This is a genomic window from Archangium sp., from assembly GCF_045802675.1.
GTDB lineage: Bacteria > Myxococcota > Myxococcia > Myxococcales > Myxococcaceae > Archangium.
In genome coordinates this window covers 223,500-242,525 of sequence record NZ_JBJMQO010000042.1, presented here as the reverse complement: position 1 = coordinate 242,525, position 19,026 = coordinate 223,500, and the positions used below count along the sequence as shown (strand labels likewise).

Below are 19,026 nucleotides of genomic sequence, written 5' to 3'. Positions count from 1 at the left end.
CGCGGTCCGACGTTCAAGGGTGTCACTGGATGGACGCGGCCCACCGTTTGTGAACGGGGGCCGCAATCCCTCTCAAGAATTCAGAGGCTGGGTGGGAAAAGTTTTTCCCTACTTCTTCTTCACCGACTCGAGCAGCTTGTGGAAGCCCTTCTCGGCGCTGGCGACGGTGCGCTCGGGGCCGGTGAGCTTGAAGAAGAGCGGGCCCTGGGGGCCCTCGACGATGGCGCCCAGCAGGCGGTGGCCGGGCTTGGGGGTGGAGGGGCCCATCATGGGGCCGCCGCCGGTATAGGTGCCCTTCACGTCCACGGTGGTGACGGCCAGGCCGTTGACGGTCTCCTTCTTGGTGTGCGCGTCCTTCTCCATCACCGGGGTGCCGTCCGCCTTCTGGAACTGGCCCAGCCAGCGCTTCACGTTGGCGTCCACCGCGCCGCCCTGGCCCTCGCCGAAGTAGAAGAGGGCCAGCTCCGCCCCGTCCGTGTCGCCCTTGGCGGGAGCGATGCGGTAGGTGGCCACGCGCATGGGCCGAGCGCCCTGCGACTCCCAGCCCGCGGGCGCCGTCCAGGTGAGGCCGCCCGCCTCGGGAGCGCCCTGCGGGGCCGGCTGCGCCTGCGGGGCCGCGGGGGGAGTCTGCTGCGTCTGGGCCTGGGCCACGCCCACGGCCGCCATCATCATCACCGCGCCGAACAGTCTTTTCATGCGTCCAACCTATACCGGGCCGGGGGCCCCAGCATCGCCCCTTTCCCACCCGACGCGACGGGTCGGCCCCACGCCCGCCGCCCGGACGCCGCGCCCCCTCCTCCCCGCGCCTCTCTGTCTGGGAATAGACGCCTCATGGCCCGCGAGGCGGGGATGCGACTCCATTGGGTGCGACTCAAACTTACCGCCCTGATGACTCGACGCGTCACGTCATGTGTGGGTTCCTCCAGGAGCGACGAACGTGCTACGCCCTGCACCGTCGTCTCCTCCACATCGAGAGGTTCCCTTCCATGAGGAAGCTGTGGGTCGTCGGGGCTGTCGCCCTGGGCAGTGCCGCGTGTGCGCCCGAAGTCCAACCCCCTGAGGTCAACCCCGCCGAGCTGGTGGTCGCGCAGTTCGATCCCGGCGCGGTGCCGCCCGTCGTCCCTACGCCGAACGACCTGGCCATCAACCCGAAGACGGGGCTGGTGGAAGCACCCATCGATCCCAACTCGCCCCCCGCGCAGCAGGAGTTCACGCGCGACTACCTGAACACGCTCGACGGCTTCCCCGCGTCGGCGGTGGCCTCCACGCCCATTCCGGACGTGGACCCGGCCACGCTCAGCGCGAGCAACGTGCTGGTGCTGGACCTGCGGCCCGAGCTCCACCTGCCGGCCGTGACGCCGGCGCTGGGCTATGACTCGCAGAAGGGCCTGCTCACCGTGACGCCGCCGACCTCCGGCTGGCCCAAGGGCGGCCGCTACGCGGTGGCTGTCATTGGCGGCGCCAATGGCGTGAAGGGCACCGGCGGCAAGACGCTGGTGGCCTCGCCCGCGTGGGCGCTGCTGCGCTTCCCCACGCCGCTCGTGAACTGCCAGGAGGGCGTGGAGCCGAGCCCCGACACCTGCCGCGCCGCCACGCCCGTCATCCCCAGCACGAAGACGGACGAGACCGAGCGCCTCCGGGACCAGGCGGCCACCGCGCTGCGCCTCGAGGCCCTGCGCGCCGGGTATGCTCCGGTGCTCGACGTGCTGGAGACCCAGGGCGTCAAGCGCGACGACGTGGCCATCCTGTGGACGTTCACCGTGATGAGCCTGCCCGAGCTGGTGTTCGACCCGGCCAACGGCGTCATCCCCTTCCCCAATGACCTGCTGCTCGCCCGCGACGCCTCGGGCACGCACGTCAACCTGCCCATTCCCCCGGGCGCCTCAGAGGACGTGAAGACGCTCTACCAGGGCCTCAACCTGCTGGATGGCTTCTCCACCACCTCCCCCATCGTGTCGGAGAACAGCGACACGCGCGGCGCCATCGACGTGGGCAAGCTGGACGCCTCGCTGCTCACCGCCTCCACGCGCTTCCTCAAGGTGACCGCCACCGGCGCGGTGCCCCAGGGCGGCGTGAAGGTCTGCCTGGACTGCAAGAGCAGCCTGAAGGCGGACGGCACGCAGCCCAACAATCCCTCCCAGCTCCAGCTCGTCCCGAGCATTCCGCTCAACGAGAAGACCACCTACGCGGCGGTGCTGACGTCGGGCCTGAAGAACGAGCAGGGCAAGCGCGTGGTGCCCGCGGGCGCCTTCGCGCTGCTGCGCTCGAGCGCGCCGCTGGTGGACGCGAGCAACAAGAGCACGGTGTCCGGCGTGCTGGACGCGCAGGCGATGCAGCTCGAGGCGGGCCGCCAGGCGTTCAAGCCACTCATCGACGGACTGGTGAAGGGCGGCATTCCGCGCAAGGACCTCACCCTGGCGTGGGCCTTCACCACGCAGAGCACCGTGAGCACGCTCAAGCAGCTGCACGACCTGCCCGTGGCGATTGGCTCCGATGCGCGCCTGCCGGACGCGCCGAAGTACGTGGTGGACGCGAGCAGCACCTTCTTCCCCATCATGGATGCCAAGAGCATTCCGCGCGGCAACCTCGCCAAGGTGCTCCAGGGCGAGCTCGTGGTGCCCATGGCCCTCACGGGCCCGGGCGGCATGATTCGCCCGGACCTGCTGGCCACGAAGAACCCGGACCTGCTGCGCTACGACCGCATCCCCTTCCTGCTGTTCGTGCCCAACTCGGCCGAGCCGGCGGGCGGCTACCCGGTGACCCTCTTCGGCCACGGTCTGCGCGGCAACCACCAGCACGCGCTGGCCATCGCCAACACGCTGGCGACCACCGGGCGCGCGACCCTCGCCATCGACTCCGTGAAGCACGGCGAGCGCAGCTCGTGCGTGGGCTCCGCCGTGCTCTTCCAGCCCACCACCCCCACCGCCACCGATGACTTCGCCTGCGCCGACCCGGCGAAGCAGCAGTGCGACAGGGAGCCGGCCAGCCCCACCTACGGCCGCTGCATCGCCCGCACCGGCGTCACCACCCCCGCGGCCTGCGACCACACCAGCGCGACGGCCGACCTCACCTGCTCCGGCGTGAACCAGGGCCGCTGCCTCGACGGCGACGTGTGCGAGGGCGGCACCTTCCGCAAGAACTCGGACGGCTCGGTGACCATCTCCGGCTGGAACATGCTGGACCTGGCCAACTTCTTCGTCACCCGCGACAACTTCCGCCACCAGGCCCTCGACCTCGCCCAGGTCTCCCGCGTCCTCAAGGGCGGCATGAACGCGAGCCTCTCGTCGGCCGGCGTCACGGTGGACGCCACCCGCATCGACTACGTGGGCCAGAGCCTCGGCGGCATCCTCGGCACGCTCTACACCGCCGTGTCTCCGGACGTGCACAGCGTGGTGCTCAACGTCCCTGGCGGCTACCTCACCCAGGTGCTCGCCGAGGCCACGGACCCCAACTTCGTGGCGATGAAGACGATTCTCTACTCGACGCTTGCCTCCAAGGGCATGCCCCAGGGAAGTCCGGCGTTCGACACCTTCGTGCGCAGCGGGCAGTGGATTCTCGACCCGGGAGATCCAATCAACTACTCGTGGTACGTCATGAACGGGACCCAGGTGCCGGCCGATCGCGAGGCGTTGGTGCAGTACATCACCCGCGACACCATCATCCCCAACTCCACGACCCAGGCCCTGCTGAACTCGGCCAACCTGCGCGGCGGCAGCTCGAAGTTGCTGAGCTCCATCAAGTACGACCCCTCCGACACGGAGCTGCCCCCCAACTCCCGCCACGGCTTCCTCTTCAGCAGTACCCCCACTGCCGTACAAGCACAGTCCGACGTGGTGCAGTTCCTCCAGCCGTAATCACGCAACGCGAGAAAGGACTCGCGCATGAAGAAGACACTCACGGTTCTGACCCTGCTCGCCGCCGGCACCAGCCAGGCGGCGGGCCTCGCCATCGACACCCAGAGCTCCCGTGCCACCGGCATGGGCTCCACGGGCGTGGCGAGCACCAGGGATTCCTCGTCCATCTATTACAACCCGGCGGGCATCCTGGGGATCAACAAGCTGGACGCCCAGCTCGGTGATACCCTCATCCTCGTGAACCTGGGCTTCACGCCCGCCATCGCGGGGGCCCCGGAGCAGGACCAGAACACCGCCGCGCCACCACCGCACGCCTACTTCGCCTACAAGCTCACCGACCAGTTCGCGGCGGGCGTGGGTGTCTTCACGCCCTTCGGGGCCAACAGCAAGTGGCCGGCTGACTTCGTCGGGCGGCAGATCGCCCTGGAGTCGAGCGTCACCACCTTCGACATCAACCCGACGCTGGCCTACGCACCGCTGAAGTGGCTGCGCATCGGAGCCGGGGCGCAGATCATCTACGGCTCGGTGGGCATCACGCGCTCGCTGCCGCTGGGCACCACGCCCGAGAGCACGGTGAAGCTGTCCACCAACGACTGGGGCTTCGGCTTCAACGCGGGCGTCCAGGTGGACGTGTTGCCGGAGCTGCTCACGCTGGGCGCCACCTACCGCAGCCGGGTGGCGTTCCACACCCAGGGCACGGCGGACTTCCGGGACATCCCGGCGCCGTTCGCCCCGGTGTTCGCCGACACTCCCGCCAGCCTGGACGTCACCATGCCGTCCTCGGTGGGGCTGGGCGCGTCCTTCACCCCGGTGAGCAAGCTGACGCTCGCCGCGGACGTGAACTGGATGGAGTGGTCCACCATCCAGGAGCTCCTCTTCGTGCTGGAGAGCCCTCCTGGAGGCGCGCCCAACCAGCCGCTGCCCAAGCGGTGGAAGGACATGTGGAGCTTCCACGTGGGCGGCGAGTACAAGGTGATGGACGCCCTGGCGCTGCGCCTGGGCTTCATCTACGACCCGACGCCCACCCCCGAGGAAACGCTCACCCCGGACCTGCCGGACGCCAGCCGCCTGAACTTCACCGCGGGCCTGGGCTACAGCATGTCCAACCTCCGGGCGGACCTGGGCTACCAGCTCGTCCTGCTGCAAGACCAGCGCAGCACCTCCGAGCTGCTGCCCGGCACCTATTCCGGCACGGCCCATGTGATTGGCCTGACACTCGGTTACTCGATGTGACACGCCAGCCCTGCTAGAGGGCATGGTCTGCGATGGGGCCCGGCACCACCGAGTGCCGGGCCTCTTCTTTTTTCCCTTCGAGAGGTGCGAGGACGTGAGCCCCCACAAGCCCGGACGCAATGACCCCTGCCCCTGCGGGAGTGGCAAGAAGTACAAGGCCTGTCATGCCGCCGAGGACAGGGCCCGGGAGTCGGCGGAGGCTTCCGTGGCGCCCGCCCAGGCCGCCCAGGCCGCGCTCGTGCGGGATGCGCAGGCGGCGATGGCCATGCTCGGGGATGCGGACATGACGCGCGTCTCCGAGACGTTGGACCGGCTGGGCGAGCTGCTCGCCGAGTGGGGCCCCGTCCCCGGCCTGCGCTTCGACGCCGCGGCCTTCGACACGCATGTCACGCGCGAGCTGGCGCGCCTGGAGGACGCCGTGGACCGGGACCCGGGCCAGGCGCGCAACGCGCTGCGGCTGGGCACGGTGCGCGAGCTGGGCACGCGCGCGTTCCTCGAGAAGCTGCGCACCACGCTGCTGGCGCGGGCCGCGGCGCCCGGGCTGACGTCGGAAGACAGACAGGCGCTGTGCCTGGGAGCGCTGCTCGCCTCCACGCCGAAGACGGGCGGCTTCCAGCCCGAGGACCGGCCCGTGCTGGACGTGGTGTTCGGCGTGCAGTTCCGCGAGTGGGGCGCCCGCCATGGGCAGCAGCTGGCCTCGAAGCTGGAGAAGCTCGCGGAGAACGCGGACCTGCCGGACGAGGCGCGCGACGTGCTGCGCCAGGCGGGCGAGGGGCAGATGGAGCCGCTGGTGAAGTACGTGGAGTCGGACCCGAAGCTGGCCGCGCGCATCGCCCAGGAGGCCCGTGAGCGCGCCGAGCGGGTGGAGGCGGCCATGCGCCAGCCCAACACGCCCTCCGTCTTCACGCCCGAGGAGCAGCTCTGGCTCACCAGCGTGCTGTGGGAGCCCCTGAATGCGCTGAAGGCGCCGATGGACGGGCCCGCGCGGGGCAAGGCGGTGGCGGCCTTCCTGGCGGCGGTGCGCGAGGCGCTGGACTCGGACAAGGAGCTCCTCGCGGGCCTGCTGGAGCGGATGCGGATTCTGTCGAAGGACGTGGCGCTCGGGGATATGACGCGCGACTTCTATACGGACGCGGCGGTGTCCTTCGAGGCGGAGCCGGTGCGCATGGTGCTCGCGGCCATCCTCACCTCGCGCGCCGAGCCCCAGGCGCGCTCGGCCGAGGAGCAGGTGGTGCGCGCGGACCTGGAGGCCAGGACGCGGTGGACGGCCGAGGACCTCGAGCCCTACCGCGAGCTGCTCGCGCGCATGAACCTGCCCGCGGGCGCCGAGCGCATCCGCCGCACCCAGGAGTGGCTGCGCGCCCACCCCATCGCGCTGTGATGCTCAGCCGCGCTGGAACACCAGGAAGTACTGGTCGGGGAGGAAATCATGCACCCGGGCCCGCCGGTAGCCGGCGGCCTCGAATTCCTCGCGCACCTGCTCGGGTGACAGCTTGTGTTGCGGCGGCGGCCCCTTCTGCGAGGCCTCGCGGAAGTCGATGATCACCACCTGGCCTCCGGGCCGCAGCTTTTCCCCGAGCTTCTTCAGGTACGCCACCCGCTGGCCGATGTGGTGGTACGTGTCCACGATGAGCACCATGTCCACCGGCTCGGGCAGCTTGGGATCCGTCGGCTCGGCGAGCACGGCCTCCAGGTTGCTCAAGCCCTCGCGCTTCGCGCGCTCGCCCAGGTAGCGCGCCATGTCCGGCTCGATGTCCACGCCGTACACCCGGCCCTGGGGCACGGCCCGCGCCAGCCGCACCGCGAAGTAGCCCGTGCCCGCGCCCACGTCCGCCACCTTCGCATCCGGCGGCAGCGCCAGCGCCGTGATGACCTCGTCTGGCTTCTGCCACGCGTCACGCTCGGGGTCATCGAAGCGCCTGGCCCACTCCTGCGCGTCCTCGAAGCGATGCGGCATCGCTCCGTGGTGCGCTCCGTGATGGTGCTCCGTGGGAGAGGGCTCCGCGGCTTCGCGGTGCGTGCACGCGGTGGCGGAGAGGAGCACCGTGGCGCAGAACAAGCGCAGGGCTCCATGGGAGAGGAAGAGACTCGGGTTCACGGGGCTATCTCCTTCAGGGGGCGCCAGGCGCACGGTCTCGCGATGGAGCACCCTGAGTGACGGGTCCAAGCCAGGTTGAGTAGGTCCCATCAGGGGGGGAGGCTCCGGGCGCGTTTTCCCGCAACTGGTCCGATGGTCGTACCAGTCTGGACGAAGCGCGACCGGAAGGGGCCTCGTTCCTTGCCGCGAGCGCACCCCTGACAGGACCTTCCCCACCGAGATACGCGTGCTGGACAACCGCGTCCGGCAGGGCGGCGTGCTCGGGCCCCCTCACGGCTCGGGGAAGATGAGCAGGCCGCGCGAGGTGTCGACGACGTACACGTACCCGTCTCCCGGCACGCGCATGCCGATGGCCCCCTCGTAGAAGCTTACGCCCCGCTCCGGATCCGTCTCCCGGAAGGTGTTGTAGTACGCCACCTGCTTCGGCTCCTCGGGCACCGACACGTCCAGCACCCGCACCCCGTGCTGGTAGTGCGCGATGTACAGCCGCTCGCCCTTGAGCACCATGTTGTGGATGGAGGCGTTGTCCCCCAGCTTGAGCTCGCCAATCCGCTTCGGGTGCGCCGCGTCCGTCACGTCCAGCACTCGCAGGTGCGCGCCCCAGTTCTCCCCGCCCTCGAACGCGATGAGCCGCTCGCCGAACCTACCCACCGCGTTCGCGTGGCTCGTCGCGTACGGGTAGGAGAATGAACCCAGCCGCTTCGTGTGCGCCGGATCCCTCACGTCCACGATGACGTACCCGCTCGACCAGTGATTGATGTACAGCCGCCCGTCGAACGCCAGCGCGTCATGCGGATAGCCCACGCCAGCGGTGTCGGCGGCGCCCGGCTCCATGTACTCGCCGAGCAGCTTCGGATCCGTGGGCTGCGTGATGTCGAAGATGAACGTCTTGGGCACCGGGCTCGGGGCCATCGCGTACAGCCGGTCGCCCTCCACGAAGACGGTGTGCACGTCGAGCTGCCCCTGTCCCGAGGGCACGTTGCGCACCTGCTGCGGATCCGCGGGGTTGGAGATGTCGAAGACGATCGCCCCCGAACTCTGGCTCCCCACGTAGAGCGCGTTGCCCTTGGCCCACACGCCGTTCCAGTAGTTGTCCGTGGGCAGGCTGATGACCTTCTTCAGCACCGGCGCGGACGGGTTGCTCACGTCGAACACCGTGAGGCCGCCCGGCTCGCTCCCATTGCGGATGGACACCACGTAGGCGTGGCCCTGGGTGACGTAGACATCCACGGGCAGGCCCTGCTCCACGAACGACTCGGAGGTGAGCCGCAGCCCGGAGGCCTCCGACTCGCCCGCGCGCGGCTCCCACTTCACCGCCATGAAAGTGCCCGCGCCCGTGACACTGCCATTGCGGCAGTTGGCGTAGCAGCCGTACAGCCGGTTGCCCTCGGCGCGGCAGCCCACCAGTGAGTTGCGCACCGTGACGGTCGAGGACGTCGAGCGCGTGCTCGACAGGAAGAAGCTCGAGTCGGAGATCCGCCGCTCTGGAGGAACGCCCCGGAAGGAGTCGAGGCTGCGGTCCGCCGAGATGCGAAAGGAGCCCGCGCCCATGGAGGGCAGCTCGCTGTCGGTGCGGTACACCATCGTGTAGATGCCATCCGCCGGCAGACTGGCCAGCGAGGCGCTATCACACCCGGAGAGGTTGAAGGAGGCCTCGTCCCCGCAGGTGAGCGCAGGGTTGCTGTAGTTCGCGCACGCGGCATAACGGCCTTCATCCACCCAGTCCGATAGCGAGTCGGTGGTGGGGGGCGGAGCCGACTCGTCCTTGTTGCAGCCGGACAACGACAAGCCTCCAGCCGCCAGAACGATCCAGGTGCCAGACATCCATCTCATGTGAGCGTTCCCTTTCGTGGCTCGGAGCGCCCACCATACCGCCCCCCGTGCGAGGGGGCGCCTCGCCTCCGACCCCGGGCCTCCGAGCACGCCCGGCGAACGAGCGGGCAGCGAACACATATCGGCTCCCCCACCCCACACCCCGGTATACGGTGCACTTCACGACGTTTATCGTGCGAGCACCGCTCACCGAGAGTCTCCTCATGAAACTCCTGACTTCGCTCTGCCGCGGATGGGTGCTGGCGACGCTCGTGCTGCGGGCCGCTCCCGCGTTCGCGCACGCGGGCTACCCCGACACCACCAGCGTCACCCTTCGCCGCGACCACCCCGAGGACCTGTTCGTCGGCGCCACCTTTGGCGCGGTCATCTCCCGCGACAGCGGGAAGACATGGCACTGGGTGTGCGCCGAGGCCATGGCCTATGGGGGCTGGCGCCCGGAAACCTTCCTCTGGCAGCCCGAGGGCACCCTGCTCGCGGCCACTGGCGCGGACCTCACCCGCTCGAGCGATGGCGGCTGCACGTGGCAGGTGCACCCGTACTTCAAGTCCCGGGGCCTGTGGCCCATGGGGCTCGCCTCGCCCGCGTCCAACCCCGCGCGCCTGTGGGTGTCGACGGGCCGCTCCGGCTCGCCCAACGGCCTGTTCCGCAGCGACGACGGCGGAGAGACGTTCACCCCCACCTCGCTGCAGAGCAACACGCCCAACGCGCTCGACAACTCCATCTTCACCGCGGTGAAGGTGGCGCCCTCGGAGCCGCGGCGCCTCTACGTGTCCGCCAGCACGCCCACTGGCCTGCACCTCTACCGCAGCGACGACGAGGGCGGCACCTGGGAGGACATTCCCCAGCCCTTCCCCGACTACCAGTCCGAGTACTCGCGCGCCTATGACCTGTTCGTCCTGCGCGTGGCCGACACGGATCCGGACCGGCTCTGGGCGCGCATCTCCTGGCAGGGCTGGACGTACGTGATGGAGAGCCGGGACGGAGGCCACACCTTCCAGTCCGTCCTCCACCCGGAGAACCAGACGCGCGACGGCATCGACGAGTACCTCATCGGCATGGAGGTCTCCCCCGACGCGAAGACACTCTGGGCCGCCACGCCCACGCGCCTCTTCCGCGTGCGCGAGGGGGACCCCGCCGCCACGCTCATGCCCCTGCCCGACGGCAACGCGTGCGTGGAGCGCCAGGGCGACGTCCTCTACGTCTGCGGTGCCACCCGGGTGCACGACTGGGCCCTGGCCACCACCACCGACGAGGGGCAGACGTACACGCCCCTCTTCAACCTGCCCGACCTCAAGGCCCCCGCATGTCCGGCCGGCACGCCGGTGCACGACATCTGCCGCTCCCGCTGGCCCCAGTTCGCCGCGCAGCCCGACATCGGCGCCGACCCCACCCTGCCTCCGGAAGGGCCGCTCCCGGATGGCGGTACACCGGACGCGGGCTCGTCCGAGGACGCGGGCACCCTCACCGAGCCTCCCGTGCCCCAGCCCTCGACCGGCCCGTGCGGCTGCTCGTCGCCCGGAGGGCTGCTCCCCGTGGCCGGCCTCTTCCTGCTCACCCCCTTCTCCCGCCGCTCGCGACGCAACCCGGAGACCTGAAAGCCATGAACGTGAGACACCTGAGCACCGCCTGCGTGGCCGCCCTCGCCCTGGCCACGTCCGCCTGTGACACGGCCGCCACCGAGTGCGGTGAGCCCCTCTACGCCGGCAAGGCCACCGACGAGGCCTGGCGCGCCATGGTGGACGTGAAGCAGCGTCCCACCGACTCCTCGCGCGCCGTCACCCTCCTGTCCCCCACCGAGGGCCAGGTCTTCCCGGCCGAGGCCACGCCCCCCACCTTCGAGTGGTCCTCGCCCCTGCGCGCCTCGCTCGTGCGTCCCCAGCAGGGCGCGCTCGCGCTCCAGGTGGCGCCCCGCGCCTCGCGCTCCTTCACCGCGTGGCTGGGAGACCTGCTCCTCCCCTCGGCCCACGCGCACCTGCCTCCGTTCACCGGGGACCTCTACTGGGTGGAGATCTCCACGCCCGGCGCCAAATGCCCCCTGGCCCAGGTGCTCACCTCGGACCTCTCCTGGCAGCCGGACGCCACCACGTGGGCGGAGCTCGGCAAGCACCCCAGCGAGGACCTCTCCGTGCAGGTGATGAGCGCCTACCTCGTGCAGAACGGCGTCACCGAGGGCCCCTACCGCCTCGAGACGCCGCGCCTCTTCCGCCGGAGCACTCCGTGAGACGTCCCCTGCTCGCGCTGCTCGCCCCGCTGGCGCTCGGGGCGTGCAGTGGCACCCGCGTGCCGGAGCTCGAGTACGGCGCCGATGTGCCGTGGCCCTCGCGCCAGGAGCTGCCTCCCATTGGCGGCGGGCGCATCGTCGTCACCAACAGCCTGGACGACACGCTGAGCCTGTTGGACCTCGACACGCTGGGCGCGGCGGACTGGGGCGAGCTCGCGCGCGTCCCGGTGGGGCTCAACCCCGTGGAGCTCGAGGGGCCGCACCACTCGGCCATGTCACCGCGCGCGGACTCCTACTACGTGGGCCTGTCCTATTACGTGCCCGGCGCGGGCTCGGGTCCTCACGGGGCGCACGGCTCCGGCACCGCGGATGGCTACTGCCTCAAGCTGGATGCGAAGGACAACCGGCTGGTGGGCTCGGTGCGCGTGGACCGCAACCCGGGCGACCTCATCATCAGCGCGGATGGCCACACGCTGTACCAGACGCACTTCGACCTGCTCAAAATCACCGAGGCGGCCAAGGCCGGCATCACCGATGAGCGCAAGATGGACTCGCGCCTGGCCATCCTCGACGCGGACACCCTGGCACGCAAGGCGATGGTGCCCGTGTGCCCGGCCCCGCACGCGGTGCGCCTGTCGCCCGACGAGAAGCGCGCCTATGTCGCCTGCATCTCGGACGAGGTGGCCGTGGTGCGGCTGGATGACCCCAGCTACCCCGTCACCCGCATCAAGCTGACGGACAGCGCGGGCACCGCCCTCACGCCGAGGTACTCGCCCTATGCGCTCACCCTGTCGCCCGTGGACGGCTCGGTGTGGGTGAGCACGCTCAACAGCGATGTCGTCTACGCGCTCGATCCCGAGACGCTCGCCATGCGGCCCGAGCGCAACGTGCCCAACACGCTCCACCGGGGCGGCGTCCCCATGTTCGGCGCCTTCAGCGCGGACGGCCGGACGCTCTACATGCCCTACCAGAAGTACGACGAGGTGGCCGTCATCGACACCACCACCACGCCGCCCACGGTGAAGGGCAACATCGCCCTGGGCCCGAGCGGCTGCCTCAACGTGCACCAGGTGGAGCTGACGCCCGACGGCACGCACGCGCTGGCCGTGTGCGAGGGCGACCACGTGGGCCCGGGCACGCTGCACGTGCTCGACCTGGAGACGCTCACGGTGGCGAAGACGGTGACGATGGGACTCTTCCCCGACTCGGTGGGAATCCTCCGGAGGAAGCCATGAAGGGGTGGGCCTGGGGCGTGGCGCTGCTCGTGGCCGGTTGTGGCCCGACGCCCGCGGCCGAGTACGGCGAGGAGCTCTTCAGCGACCCGAAGCTCTCTCAGAGCCAGTACAACACCTTCTCGTGCGCCACGTGCCACGCGACCACGGCCACGCCTCCCGCGGACAAGCTGTACACCGGCCTGTCGCTGCATGGCGTGGCCTCGCGCCCCCACTGGTGGGGCGGCTACGAGACGAACCTGCTGGACGCGGTGAGCTTCTGTTACACGGCCTTCATGCGCGGCACCGCGCCGCTCGCGCCCGAGGACCCCAGGAGCCGAGCCCTCTACGAGTACCTGGCGAGCCTCGGCCCGGACGCGAGCACTCCCGCGCAGCCCTTCACCCTCGTCAAGGACATCGACGACGTGCCCCGGGGCGGCAGCGCGCGGGGCGCGGACGTGTACCGGGCCGCCTGCCAGGAGTGTCACGGCGCGGCCCACACCGGCAAGGGCCGGCTCACCCCGCTGGCGCCCGTCCTCCCCGAGGTCTCCCAGGAGTACGGCGAGCTCTTCCCCGGCGTGTCCCCGGGCGTGGTGTTCATCGAGAAGGTGCGCCATGGCCGCTTCTTCGGCGTGGGGGGCAACATGCCGCCCTACAGCCAGGAGGCCCTGTCCGACCAGGACCTGGGCGCGCTGCTCGCGTTCCTCGGCCTCTAGCGGGGGAATGCCACGCGGGTGCAATTCTTTGATGCGGGCGGTCCAGTGCGCCACCCAACGGGCCACCGGACCCCATCACACGGCAATCTCTTTCATGCTAAGAAAGCGGGCGCAACGCGAGCCGCCAGCATCTGGCGAGGATGAGCAACCCGCGTGCGGGGGAGCAACTCAATGAGCAGCACGTCGACGGCGCAGCCGACCCAGGGACCCGGAGCACAGCGCGAGTTGGAGCAGCGGCTCGCGGCGCTCGGCCCCAAGGACACCACGCGCGGCTTCCTCTTCGGCTCCGCCCTGGAGGTGGTGAAGAGCCATGGGGACCTCGAGGCGCTCAAGCGCTGCACCGAGGCGGCCGGCGGCGGCAGCTTCACCGCCTTCTTCTCCTACCCCGTCAACACCTTCCTCAAGCTGACCTACGCCTGCGCCAACGAGCTGAGCGGCAGGTACGGCGGCTTCGACGGGGCCATGCAGCAGCTGGGCTTCCGCGTCGCGCCGCGCTTCCTCGAGTCCACCACGGGCAAGATGCTGCTGTCGCTGGTGGGCAAGGAGCCCAAGCGGCTCGTGGACAGCATGCCCACCGCCTACAAGACGGCGTGGGACCACGGCACCTGCTCGCTGGTGTGGAGCGGGCCCAAGAGCGGCCGGCTCACCTACGTCAACGCCGTGCCCGTGCACTACTTCGCCGGCTCCGTGCTGCAGATCCTCGCCGCCGCGCAGCTCAAGAACACCAAGGCCATCGGCCGGCAGCTCAGCCTCACCGAGAGCACGGTGGACTTCTCCTGGGAGTAGCCGCACCCCGCGCCCCGGCCGCCAGGAGCCAGCCTCCCGGCGGCCCGCGCACCGCCCTCAGGCCACGCGCGCGCGCTTGAGGGCCGTCTCGGACTCGGCGCCCTCCTGGTAGCGGCCCGTCTGGATGGACCAGTCCACGTTGGCGCGAATCCAGCGGCGCACCCCCGTGACGAGCGTGGCCACGTTCTCGGCGTGCTCGCCGAACGAGGGCAGGTTCTTCTCCAGCTCGAGGAAGTGGTGCACGGCCTCGTCGTGCATCTCCACCGCCACGTCGATGGCCCGCTGCAGCTCCACCCCGTGCTCCTTCTGGAGGGAGAACACCAGGTTGGGGTGGAAGTCGTCCTTGAGATCCTGCGCCAGCGAGAACAAGTCGTTGGACCAGGCGATGATGTCCGTGGCCGTCTGGATGAGGTCCACCAGGGCCGGGTGCGCGAGCACCTCCTCGGGCAGCAGGAAGCCTTCAATGGCCTCCACCTGGGTGAAGCCCATGTACGTGCCCACCGACAGCCGGCGCAGCTCGATGTACGTCTTCACGTCGAGGCACTGGCGGTTGCCGCGGACCTCCGCCTCCCAGATGGTGCCCTGGAAGTAATAGGCGCACGACTGGATGAAGCGCTCCATCCACTCCGCCGGCATGCGCTGGGCGATGTTCTCGCGGATGCTCGCCAGCAGCCACAGGAGCGGCGGCGCGTCGTGATAGGGAATGGCGCCCTTGAGCACCGCCAGCGCCATCTCGCTCTGCTGGCGCACCCAGTCGGCGGGCACCTCGCCCACGTCCACCTGGTCATCCCACGAGAAGTTCCAGATGAGGAAGTCGAGCGCCGCGCGAATCGCTTCCTGCGTCGCCTCCGGGTGGCAGCGGCCCAGCAGCGTGGGGAAGTGGCTGCGCTGCAGCTTGCGGAACACCGAGTGCCTCGCGTGGACGCCCAGGTACTTCGCCCAGCGCTCCAACGCCTCGCCCTCGATGCAATCCATGAGGGGGTTCAGCTCCTGCGGGAACGGGCAGTACAGCTTCGGAAGATGAAAGGCACTCATGGTTGCTTCCCCCACACCACCTGCGAATCCAGCCGGATTCACGCTTGTGCAAGGCGCGGACCCACGTCCCGGGTCGCGGTGTCTCACACGACCGGGACGGCTCCGCGCACCCGACCCCCGAGGGAAGGGGGCGTAGAATTACACCCTGGCTTTCGCGGTCTTCCTGTTTTCTCACGCTTTCCCGGGAGGTAGAATCGGACCCCCAGGTCAGCAATGCCCCACCCGCCCCGGGGAGGCGCGGGACGGGAAGATTCCAGCCGCACCAGGTGCCCCGGCGTCCAGCGTGTGCTGTTTGCGTTGGGGGTGAAGGTTTCGGGTTCACGCCAGCACTCCCCGTGGAGGCAGAGCGCCGAGCCGGTTCCAGTCCCAGGTGCGCGCGGACCCAGGCCCAAGCGGCGCCCTGCTCGGGTGCCTGCCCCCATCTCCGGGACCATTCCGCGACCCGGGAGCACTGCCTATTCCTTTGGAACATCCCTGGTACGCAGGCAGGAGACTTCCATGGGTAGGACCTACAGTTTCGAACCCTTCCTCGCGCAGCAGCCGGCGCAGACCTACAAGGGCTCGGGCCCCCGGCTCGGCAACGAGGAGCACAAGATCGCCCTGAGCAAGGAGGAGGAGAAGGCGGCCCTCGCCCAGCCCTCCACCCACTACGGGCAGGCCCACGCCGAGACCGTGAAGCGCTACCGCGCCAAGGCGCAGACCCGCAAGCGCGCTCCGGTGAAGACGGCCGCCACCGCCAAGGCCAGCCCCGCGGCGAAGAAGGTCAAACCCCCGGAGCGCCCCGCGGCGGCCCAGCGGACGGCGGCGCCCAAGCGCGTGGTGACCAAGGGCAAGGCCAGGCCCGAGGCCGCCGAGGCGAAGGCCCCGGCCCGCGAGAAGGGGGCCGCCGCTCCCGCCGGGAGGGGGGGCAGCCTCGGGCGCAAGGTGGTGGCGCGCGCCGCCGCCGCGGCCAGGAAGACCGTGGCGCGCGCCGTGAAGACGGCGAAGAAGGCCACCGCGCGCAAGCCGGCCAAGAAGCGCTGAGCACACGCGCCACCGGGACGCTAGGCTCGGGGGCGCCATGCGCTACTTCGGAGTGGAAGAGGCCAACCGTCTCATCCCGCTGCTCACCCGCACCTTCGAACAGGTGCGGCCGTGGGTGGCGCGCGCGCACGTCATCGTGCGCGAGCTCGAGTCCCTCCAGGACGCCGGGGCCGGACCGCGGCGCACCGCCCCCCTGCGCGACGAGCGCGACACGCTCCTCGAGCGGATTCAAGCCGAGCTGGAGCAGTTCCAGGAGCTGGGCGTGGAGCTCAAGGCCGCGGATGGACTGGTGGACTTCCATGCCCTCAAGGGCGGCCGCCCGGTGTACCTCTGCTGGCGCTATGGCGAGCCGGCGGTGGCGCACTGGCACGAGCTCGACGGGGGTTTCGCCGGCCGCCAACCCATCGTCCACGCCCACGAGTTCGCTCCCTCCTACCTGAGCTGAGCACAGGGGCGCCTGTCTCCCCGCCTGTCCCCGACCGTGGTTCCTGTACCGGAGGAGGCTCCCTACCTTCCGACGAGCGCCGGAAACACACCCGCCGGCTCAGGAGACAGGCATGCGCACGTACAGCTTCGACCATTTCAAGGCCGACAAGCCGGAACCCAGCACGACCAATCCGGGCGGTGCCGAGCAGACGCCCCCCGCGGAGCAGGCGAAGCATGGGGTGCCCGCCTCGGAGGAGGGGCAGATCCACTACGGCCGCCAGCACGCGCGCACCGCGGAGCTGTACCACCAGCGCCGCGAGGAGCGGGAGCGCGCGGAGAAGATGGGTGTGTCGCCCTCGGGCGCTTCCGCGGACGGGGCCGAGGTCCAGGCGGAGCCGATGGGCGGCGAGGCCCCCCCCATGCAGGCCCGCGAGGAGCCCACCGCCCAGGCGAAGGAGGACGTGAAGGCCGAGGACACCGGGCACGAGGGCCTCAAGGGCCTGGCGCAGCAGGCGGTGTCGAGCGTGCTGGAGGCGGCGCGCGAGGCCGCCAGGGGCAGCCCACTCAAGAGCGCCCGCAAGCTCGCCACCGGGGCGGTGACGGGCGTGTTCCGCGTGGCCCGTGAGGTGTCCGCCCGGGCGGGCAGGACGGGCCCGGCCAAGACCGAGGTCGAGGAGAAGATCGACAAGAAGGACGAGACGAAGGGCGGGACGAAGGCCGGGACGAAGGGACCGAGCAAGAAGCGCCGGGCCTGAGTTCCAGCCCTCGACCCACGCACCGCCCATCCCCACCTTGGGAAGGGTTCGCCTCGGAGGAATCGCATGTTCCGACCCCTGACCGTGTTGGTGACCGGAGCCACCGGGAAACAGGGCGGTGCGCTGACCCGCCTGCTCCTCAAGCGGGGACACCGCGTGCACGCCTTCGTCCGCTCTCCGGACTCGCCCGCGGCGAAGGACCTGGAGCAGCGCGGCGCCGTGCTCACCGCCGGTGACTTCGACGAGCCGGATGGGCTCGAGCGCGCCATGGGAGTCGTGGACGCCGTGTTCGCCATGGCCACGCCCTTCCATGGAGGCGGCAGCGGGCTCGAGGACGAGGTGCGCCATGGCCGCCACCTCGTGGACGCCGCGAAGCTGGCCCGCGTGCGCCACTTCCTCTACTCGTCGGTGGCGGGCGCGGACCAGAACACCGGCGTGCCCCACTTCGACACCAAGCACGTGGTGGAGGAGCACCTGCGCCGCAGCGGCCTGCCCTACACCATCGTGGCCCCCGTCTTCTTCATGGAGAACTTCCTCGGGCCCGCCTTCGCCCAGCGGCTGCACGAGGGCGTGCTCTCCCTGCCCCTGGCGCCCCACCGCGGGCTGCAGATGATTCCCACCGCGGACATCGCCGCCTTCTGCGCCCGGGTGCTCGAGTGGCCCGAGGAGCTCTTCGGCCGGCGCATCGAAATCGCCTCCGACGAGGTGACGGGCGAGCAGGCCGCGGCCCTCATCTCCTACGTGAGCGGGCACAAGCTGCGCTTCGAGGAAGCGCCGCTGGAGGCCATCCGCTCGCGCAGTGAGGACCAGGCGCGCATGTTCGAGTGGCTCCAGCGCGAGGGCTACCACGCGGACAACTCCGGGCTGCGCCGGGACTACCCCGAGGTGGGCTGGCACACCTTCGAGGACTGGGCGCGCGTGCAGGACTGGGACGCGCTGCTGGGCACCACCTGGCGCGGCTCCGTCGCCGCCGAGCCCTCGGCCACCTAGTCCGTCCACCGGGCAGCCCCCGGCCGCCCTCGCGCACGCGCCCGGGCCTCCTCCTACCTTTCCAGAAGGAGGTCCCCCATGCGCGCGCGTACCCTGTGGCCCGTGCTCGCGGCCCTGCTCGGCGCCGCGGGTTGCTTGACCGAAACGACGTTACAACCCCTCTCGACGACTCCCTCCAACAACCCGAAGGGCGCGGCCAGCGCCGAGGCCAACGGCGTGCGCCTGGTGGCCTATGGGGCCGCGTGGCACGGCACCCCCTCCGACCTCGAGCACGTCGTCACCCCGGTGGGCGTGCGCCTGGAGAACCAGAGCGGCCGCCCCCTGCGCATCGATCCCCAGGACTTCGTGCTCGTGGGGGGCTCGCGCTTCGAGTACACGGCCCTCTCGCCCAACCAGATGCACGAGCAGGGCCTCGCGGCCACGGGCGGCTCGGGGTACGGCGGCAACATGGCCCTGTCCTTCGGCGTGGGCGTGGGCTACCCCGGCTGGGGCTACCCCGGCTGGGGCTTCCCCTCCGCGTATCTCTGGCACGGCGCGCCCTGGGGCTATGGCCCGGGCTGGGGTGGGCCGGGGTGGGGCTATTCCTCCTTCGGAATGGGCTGGTACGACCCCTTCTATGGGCCGTATGCCTACCGTCCGCCGGAGCCCCTGCCCACCCGGGACATGGTGCGCAAGGCCCTGCCCGAGGGCACGCTCGACACCGGCGGCACCCTCGAGGGCTTCGTCTACTTCCAGAACGTGGGCAACCGCGAGGGCCAGGTCACCCTCCAGGCGCACCTGGTGGACGCGCGCACCGGAGAGCACTTCGCCACCCTCTCGATTCCCTTCGGTGTGCACTCGTAACG

At 70.4% G+C, this 19,026-nt stretch carries 17 protein-coding genes; 13 read left to right on the top strand and 4 right to left on the bottom strand.

The features are described from left to right. Nucleotides 1-108 precede the first annotated feature (108 nt). Nucleotides 109-696 (bottom strand): hypothetical protein, encoded by a 588-nt coding sequence (locus tag ACJ8AN_RS13390; protein ID WP_407755712.1) that lies wholly within the window; start codon nt 694-696, stop codon nt 109-111. Between the two features lie 290 nt (nt 697-986). Between ACJ8AN_RS13390 and ACJ8AN_RS13385 the strand changes: the two genes are divergently transcribed. From ACJ8AN_RS13385 to ACJ8AN_RS13375, 3 genes are all read left to right on the top strand, one after another. Next, nucleotides 987-3,854: a hypothetical protein gene (locus ACJ8AN_RS13385; protein ID WP_407755711.1), complete on the top strand. Its 2,868-nt coding sequence runs from the start codon at nt 987-989 to the stop codon at nt 3,852-3,854. A 27-nt stretch (nt 3,855-3,881) separates the two neighbouring features. Further along, nucleotides 3,882-5,087 (top strand): OmpP1/FadL family transporter, encoded by a 1,206-nt coding sequence (locus tag ACJ8AN_RS13380; RefSeq protein WP_407755710.1) that lies wholly within the window; start codon nt 3,882-3,884, stop codon nt 5,085-5,087. Nucleotides 5,088-5,181: 94 nt separating this feature from the next. After that, the gene (locus tag ACJ8AN_RS13375) at nt 5,182-6,468 is read left to right on the top strand and encodes a YecA family protein (RefSeq protein WP_407755709.1); all 1,287 of its coding nucleotides are present in this window, start codon (nt 5,182-5,184) and stop codon (nt 6,466-6,468) included. Nucleotides 6,469-6,471: 3 nt separating this feature from the next. On the opposite strand, the gene ACJ8AN_RS13370 is transcribed toward ACJ8AN_RS13375, so the two are convergent. Together ACJ8AN_RS13370 and ACJ8AN_RS13365 are read right to left on the bottom strand one after the other, a co-directional pair. Further along, on the bottom strand, nt 6,472-7,185 hold the full coding sequence (locus ACJ8AN_RS13370) for a class I SAM-dependent methyltransferase (RefSeq protein WP_407755708.1): 714 nt from the start codon (nt 7,183-7,185) through the stop codon (nt 6,472-6,474). Nucleotides 7,186-7,455: 270 nt separating this feature from the next. Then, nucleotides 7,456-9,018, bottom strand: coding sequence for an LVIVD repeat-containing protein (locus ACJ8AN_RS13365; RefSeq protein ID WP_407755707.1), 1,563 nt, complete (start codon nt 9,016-9,018; stop codon nt 7,456-7,458). A gap of 203 nt (nt 9,019-9,221) precedes the next feature. On the opposite strand from ACJ8AN_RS13365, the gene ACJ8AN_RS13360 reads away from it, so the two are divergent. The 5 genes from ACJ8AN_RS13360 (at nt 9,222) to ACJ8AN_RS13340 (ending at nt 13,952) form a co-directional block, all read left to right on the top strand. Beyond that, nucleotides 9,222-10,613 carry a hypothetical protein gene (locus ACJ8AN_RS13360; protein WP_407755706.1) on the top strand — a complete coding sequence of 464 codons (1,392 nt, stop codon included), beginning with the start codon at nt 9,222-9,224 and terminating at the stop codon, nt 10,611-10,613. Nucleotides 10,614-10,618: 5 nt separating this feature from the next. Beyond that, nucleotides 10,619-11,239, top strand: coding sequence for a hypothetical protein (locus ACJ8AN_RS13355; protein ID WP_407755705.1), 621 nt, complete (start codon nt 10,619-10,621; stop codon nt 11,237-11,239). After that, nucleotides 11,236-12,474 (top strand): YncE family protein, encoded by a 1,239-nt coding sequence (locus ACJ8AN_RS13350; protein ID WP_407755704.1) that lies wholly within the window; start codon nt 11,236-11,238, stop codon nt 12,472-12,474. The genes ACJ8AN_RS13355 and ACJ8AN_RS13350 overlap by 4 nt, the downstream gene beginning before the upstream one ends. After that, nucleotides 12,471-13,166 (top strand): c-type cytochrome, encoded by a 696-nt coding sequence (locus ACJ8AN_RS13345; protein WP_407755703.1) that lies wholly within the window; start codon nt 12,471-12,473, stop codon nt 13,164-13,166. Before ACJ8AN_RS13350 ends, ACJ8AN_RS13345 begins: the two co-directional genes overlap by 4 nt. Nucleotides 13,167-13,337: 171 nt before the next feature. Beyond that, the gene (locus ACJ8AN_RS13340) at nt 13,338-13,952 is read left to right on the top strand and encodes a TIGR02265 family protein (RefSeq protein ID WP_407755702.1); all 615 of its coding nucleotides are present in this window, start codon (nt 13,338-13,340) and stop codon (nt 13,950-13,952) included. Between the two features lie 57 nt (nt 13,953-14,009). Here ACJ8AN_RS13340 and ACJ8AN_RS13335 read toward each other — a convergent pair whose 3' ends face one another. Next, nucleotides 14,010-14,987 (bottom strand): terpene synthase family protein, encoded by a 978-nt coding sequence (locus tag ACJ8AN_RS13335; RefSeq protein ID WP_407755701.1) that lies wholly within the window; start codon nt 14,985-14,987, stop codon nt 14,010-14,012. Nucleotides 14,988-15,485: 498 nt separating this feature from the next. Between ACJ8AN_RS13335 and ACJ8AN_RS13330 the strand changes: the two genes are divergently transcribed. The 5 genes from ACJ8AN_RS13330 (at nt 15,486) to ACJ8AN_RS13310 (ending at nt 19,024) form a co-directional block, all read left to right on the top strand. Continuing rightward, on the top strand, nt 15,486-16,010 hold the full coding sequence (locus ACJ8AN_RS13330) for a hypothetical protein (RefSeq protein WP_407755700.1): 525 nt from the start codon (nt 15,486-15,488) through the stop codon (nt 16,008-16,010). Between the two features lie 37 nt (nt 16,011-16,047). Further along, on the top strand, nt 16,048-16,455 hold the full coding sequence (locus ACJ8AN_RS13325) for a DUF2203 domain-containing protein (protein WP_407755699.1): 408 nt from the start codon (nt 16,048-16,050) through the stop codon (nt 16,453-16,455). Nucleotides 16,456-16,567: 112 nt separating this feature from the next. Then, the gene (locus tag ACJ8AN_RS13320; protein WP_407755698.1) at nt 16,568-17,191 is read left to right on the top strand and encodes a hypothetical protein; all 624 of its coding nucleotides are present in this window, start codon (nt 16,568-16,570) and stop codon (nt 17,189-17,191) included. A gap of 66 nt (nt 17,192-17,257) precedes the next feature. After that, the gene (locus ACJ8AN_RS13315) at nt 17,258-18,181 is read left to right on the top strand and encodes an NmrA/HSCARG family protein (RefSeq protein WP_407755697.1); all 924 of its coding nucleotides are present in this window, start codon (nt 17,258-17,260) and stop codon (nt 18,179-18,181) included. A gap of 78 nt (nt 18,182-18,259) precedes the next feature. Next, entirely contained in the window at nt 18,260-19,024 is a 765-nt protein-coding gene (locus ACJ8AN_RS13310; RefSeq protein WP_407755696.1) for a hypothetical protein, read from the top strand. Nucleotides 19,025-19,026 lie beyond the last annotated feature (2 nt).

Bases quoted from the DNA above. Each gene is read 5' to 3' on its own strand.
- ACJ8AN_RS13330 (WP_407755700.1), top strand. From the start codon at position 15,486: ATGGGTAGGACCTACAGTTTCGAACCCTTCCTCGCGCAGCAGCCGGCG.
- ACJ8AN_RS13385 (WP_407755711.1), top strand. From the start codon at position 987: ATGAGGAAGCTGTGGGTCGTCGGGGCTGTCGCCCTGGGCAGTGCCGCG.
- ACJ8AN_RS13365 (WP_407755707.1), bottom strand. From the start codon at position 9,018: ATGAGATGGATGTCTGGCACCTGGATCGTTCTGGCGGCTGGAGGCTTG.
- ACJ8AN_RS13325 (WP_407755699.1), top strand. From the start codon at position 16,048: ATGCGCTACTTCGGAGTGGAAGAGGCCAACCGTCTCATCCCGCTGCTC.
- ACJ8AN_RS13310 (WP_407755696.1), top strand. From the start codon at position 18,260: ATGCGCGCGCGTACCCTGTGGCCCGTGCTCGCGGCCCTGCTCGGCGCC.
- ACJ8AN_RS13335 (WP_407755701.1), bottom strand. From the start codon at position 14,987: ATGAGTGCCTTTCATCTTCCGAAGCTGTACTGCCCGTTCCCGCAGGAG.
- ACJ8AN_RS13340 (WP_407755702.1), top strand. From the start codon at position 13,338: ATGAGCAGCACGTCGACGGCGCAGCCGACCCAGGGACCCGGAGCACAG.
- ACJ8AN_RS13315 (WP_407755697.1), top strand. From the start codon at position 17,258: ATGTTCCGACCCCTGACCGTGTTGGTGACCGGAGCCACCGGGAAACAG.
- ACJ8AN_RS13360 (WP_407755706.1), top strand. From the start codon at position 9,222: ATGAAACTCCTGACTTCGCTCTGCCGCGGATGGGTGCTGGCGACGCTC.
- ACJ8AN_RS13390 (WP_407755712.1), bottom strand. From the start codon at position 696: ATGAAAAGACTGTTCGGCGCGGTGATGATGATGGCGGCCGTGGGCGTG.
- ACJ8AN_RS13345 (WP_407755703.1), top strand. From the start codon at position 12,471: ATGAAGGGGTGGGCCTGGGGCGTGGCGCTGCTCGTGGCCGGTTGTGGC.
- ACJ8AN_RS13380 (WP_407755710.1), top strand. From the start codon at position 3,882: ATGAAGAAGACACTCACGGTTCTGACCCTGCTCGCCGCCGGCACCAGC.
- ACJ8AN_RS13355 (WP_407755705.1), top strand. From the start codon at position 10,619: ATGAACGTGAGACACCTGAGCACCGCCTGCGTGGCCGCCCTCGCCCTG.
- ACJ8AN_RS13320 (WP_407755698.1), top strand. From the start codon at position 16,568: ATGCGCACGTACAGCTTCGACCATTTCAAGGCCGACAAGCCGGAACCC.